The 3252-nt window shown below is 40.3% G+C and carries 4 protein-coding genes; 3 read left to right on the top strand and 1 reads right to left on the bottom strand.

Annotated elements, in window-relative coordinates; genetic code table 11:
* From EXZ60_RS18610 to EXZ60_RS18600, 3 genes are all read left to right on the top strand, one after another.
* The coding region (locus EXZ60_RS18610) for an IS3 family transposase (RefSeq protein ID WP_182761394.1) at positions 1-94 on the top strand (94 nt) is incomplete at its 5' end.
* A gap of 111 nt (positions 95-205) precedes the next feature.
* Positions 206-2044 (top strand): transposase, encoded by a 1839-nt coding sequence (locus EXZ60_RS18605; RefSeq protein WP_277436133.1) that lies wholly within the window; start codon positions 206-208, stop codon positions 2042-2044.
* Positions 2034-3161: an ATP-binding protein gene (locus EXZ60_RS18600; protein WP_277436132.1), complete on the top strand. Its 1128-nt coding sequence runs from the start codon at positions 2034-2036 to the stop codon at positions 3159-3161. The genes EXZ60_RS18605 and EXZ60_RS18600 overlap by 11 nt, the downstream gene beginning before the upstream one ends.
* Here EXZ60_RS18600 and EXZ60_RS18595 read toward each other — a convergent pair.
* On the bottom strand, positions 3158-3252 hold a 95-nt coding region (locus EXZ60_RS18595), incomplete at its 5' end, for an IS3 family transposase (RefSeq protein WP_182761394.1). The two genes, EXZ60_RS18600 and EXZ60_RS18595, sit on opposite strands and share 4 nt — an antisense overlap.

Below are 3252 nucleotides of genomic sequence, written 5' to 3'. Positions count from 1 at the left end.
TGAATACATCGAGGTTGATTATAATCGGACAAGAAGGCACAGTGCTCTTGGGTATCTAAGTCCAGTTAACTTTGAAAATAAAAATGTCGCTTAATGAAGTGTCCAGTCTGGCTGGAGCAGATCAGACGATATTTCAGAGAGTTATCTTGTAAAAAGAGATGAAAAATATCGACTTATTAGTGAATTAGTATCTGATCCCTATTTTTTGCTAAATTTGGTTGAGCAACCTCGTAGTAAAGCTATTTCTATACATGCGAAAGCCCACAACACATATGTCCAGAATATCTATCGAGCACTAAATCTTTATTGGAAATATGGTCAAGAACGAAATGCACTCTTACCGAGCTATAAGAACTCTGGGGGTAGAGGTAAATCTAGAGTCGCTGGTGTAGCAAAACGTGGCTCTCCGATACAACTCTCCAGTCCAAGTATTGAAGTCCCTGAAGGTGTTAATACCACTGAGCACGATAAGGTTTTGTTTCTTAAGGCGATGAAGGAGTTTGGACTCAAAGGTGAAGAAGTTAAGTTCAGTCGTGTATATGACAAAATGCTCAAAGAATATTATGCAGAGGAGCTAATTGCTGCTGAATCTGAGTCACGAGAAGCTTTAGTACCTAATTATCGAGCGTTTGTTTATTGGGCCAAAAAACTAGTTCCAGCGCACATTCTAATACGTAAACAAACAAATCAGGGTGACTTTGACCGCAATAAGCGAGGTTTAAAAGGTTCAGCTACCGATCATACAGAAGTTCCTGGCAGTTGCTTTGAATTGGATGCAACAGTTTTGGATGTACATATAGTATCTGACTTTCAGAGACATCATGTATTGGGGAGACCAACCGTTTATTGTGTGGTTGATAAAGAAAGTCGAATGATTGTCGGGCTGCATGTCTCCATCGAATACGCTTCTTGGAGGGCTGGTCGGCAGGCTTTAATCAACAGCTTTACCTCTAAGAAAGAGTATTGCGCAGAATTTGGCATTGAAATAGAAGAAGCTGATTGGCCTTGTAACCACATACCTCAACGATTGCTTTGTGATCGAGGAGAGTTTATTTGTCAGGATGCCGAAAATCTCGCTGTGCCATTGATTGGCCACTTGAGTATTGCTCCACCATACAGGGCGGAATTGAAAGGTATAGTCGAACATCGTTTCAATATCTTGAACGAGAAGCTAGTCCATGAGCTGCTAGGGACGACGAAAGGACGGCATTACATCAGAAGTGATAGAGACCCAAGGTTAGATGCTACTTTTACGCTCAGAGAAATAACCAAGCTCCTTATTGATGAAGTTTTAGAGCACAACAGTTCAATTTTTAAAGATTTAGCTAAGCAAAGTACATTGCTTATTGAATCAGGGCTTTCTCCAACCCCTCTAAACTATTGGAATCTACATGTTAAAGCGCAGCGTCATGCTTTAAGTCGAGCTGACGAGGCTCATATTCGTTCTCGCCTATTACCAACAGTAAAAGTGACCATGACAGGCAAAGGTATTCGGCTAAACGATCAAATGTATTATGAGTCAGATCATGCTGATTTTGATACTTGGAAAGTAATCGCGAGAAATAATGGTTCATGGCAACTAGATGCTTTAGTTGATCATGATAATTCAAGTTTCATATTTGTCAGGCTTGAAGAAGTTAGTGGCTTTACCCGATGTTACCTGATGAAGGAATCGGCTAATTTTGCTCATAGGCATCAAGCAGACATCTTGTATTTTGAAGACTGGATTAAGTTGGAAAAAATCAAAGCTAAGCCAACATCGAAATCGATAGAGCGTCACCAGAGAAGAAATCAGGTTATCGAAACTGCAAAAGAAGAAGCGGCATTGTCTCCATCGCTGAGTTCAAAATCTGAGAGAACAAGGGGCATGAAAGCAAGGAGAAGGGAAGCTATTCTTGAACAGAGGATTGGGGACGGAGAACCCCAATTTCATCAAGCTAAGCCTAATATGGAAGCAGATATACCTAGTGAGCATCTTGATGACAAGAAGAGAAAAGTAATTTCCATGCTTAAGCGAAAAAGGGCTAATGATAATGAGATGTGAAGATGCCATTTACCATCAAGCCATATTACCCGAGCATCGTGGTAATCCTTTGATTGAAGCTTTGCCACCTAAGGTTGAGGATGATGAGTTAGTTATTAAGCTGAGTAATTACCCTGATAGGCTCATTGAGGAAACAAAGTTAGAGGCAATTGAAAGGTTGGATTATCTCACCCGATTAAAGACGCTGAGACAGCCACTACCTCTCTATTTTGATGTATTTAGAGCCATCGAAACGGCAATCAAAGAGGGGTATTCAGAAAAAAATCCTTTATCCCCCACAACAATGAACTATCTACATTATTCTTCGGATAATCGACCTGATGTTGAACCATTAACAGGTTTTTTTAAATCTAAAGGCAGTGGAATAACAATAATTGGTGAAAGCGGAGTAGGTAAAACCTGCATGCTTGAACAGGTACTACACTGTTTTCCTGACGTCATAAAACATAGCTCCTACCAGAACAAAGTGTTAGCAATGCCGCAGGTTGTGTGGATAAAAGTCGATTGTCCAGATGATTCGAGTGTTAAAGGTCTTTGCCATCGTATATTAGAGCAAATCGATCAAAAATTAGGACACCCTCCCACAAAACCAGCGGGAACGATAGCTCTTTTACTTCAACAAATTGAATCGAAAATGAAGTCAAATTTCCTCGGCATTTTGGTTATTGATGAAATGCAAAACCTAAACCAAGCTAAAGCAGGCGGTGCCGATCGACTTTTAGGCTTTTTGCATAACTTAGTTAACAATTTAGGTATCCCTATACTTTTCTGTGCAAACCCTCCGTTCGATGTACTTCTAAGCCTGAGTTTTAAATCAGGGCGACGAGCGGAAAGTAGTGGTTACTTCGATGTAGAGCTAATGAAGAATGATGATGAGTGGAAATTGTTTGTGGATGAACTTTGGTGTTTACAGTGGACGAATGTTGAAACGCCGCTGACCCCGAGTTTGAACAATAAACTTTACTCGTTATCTGCTGGCAATATGGATTTAGCTGTTCGAATTTATTATTCAGCTCAAAAGGCAGTTATTGGTTCTTCAGACGAGAGGATTACTGAAGAGGTTCTTGAGCTTGGAGCTAGTATTGATCTGCTCCAGCCAGACTGGACACTTCATTAAGCGACATTTTTATTTTCAAAGTTAACTGGACTTAGATACCCAAGAGCACTGTGCCTTCTTGTCCGATTATAATCAACCTCGATGTATTCAA

The organism is Vibrio sp. 1151_11 (assembly GCF_029478525.1).
GTDB classification, from domain to species: Bacteria; Pseudomonadota; Gammaproteobacteria; order Enterobacterales; family Vibrionaceae; genus Vibrio; species Vibrio anguillarum.
The sequence above is the reverse complement of the archived record's forward strand: the minus strand, read 5'-3'. Positions and strand labels throughout refer to the sequence as shown.

Coding starts and splice junctions, on each gene's coding strand:
- EXZ60_RS18600 (WP_277436132.1), top strand. CDS start 2,034: ATGAGATGTGAAGATGCCATTTACCATCAAGCCATATTACCCGAGCAT.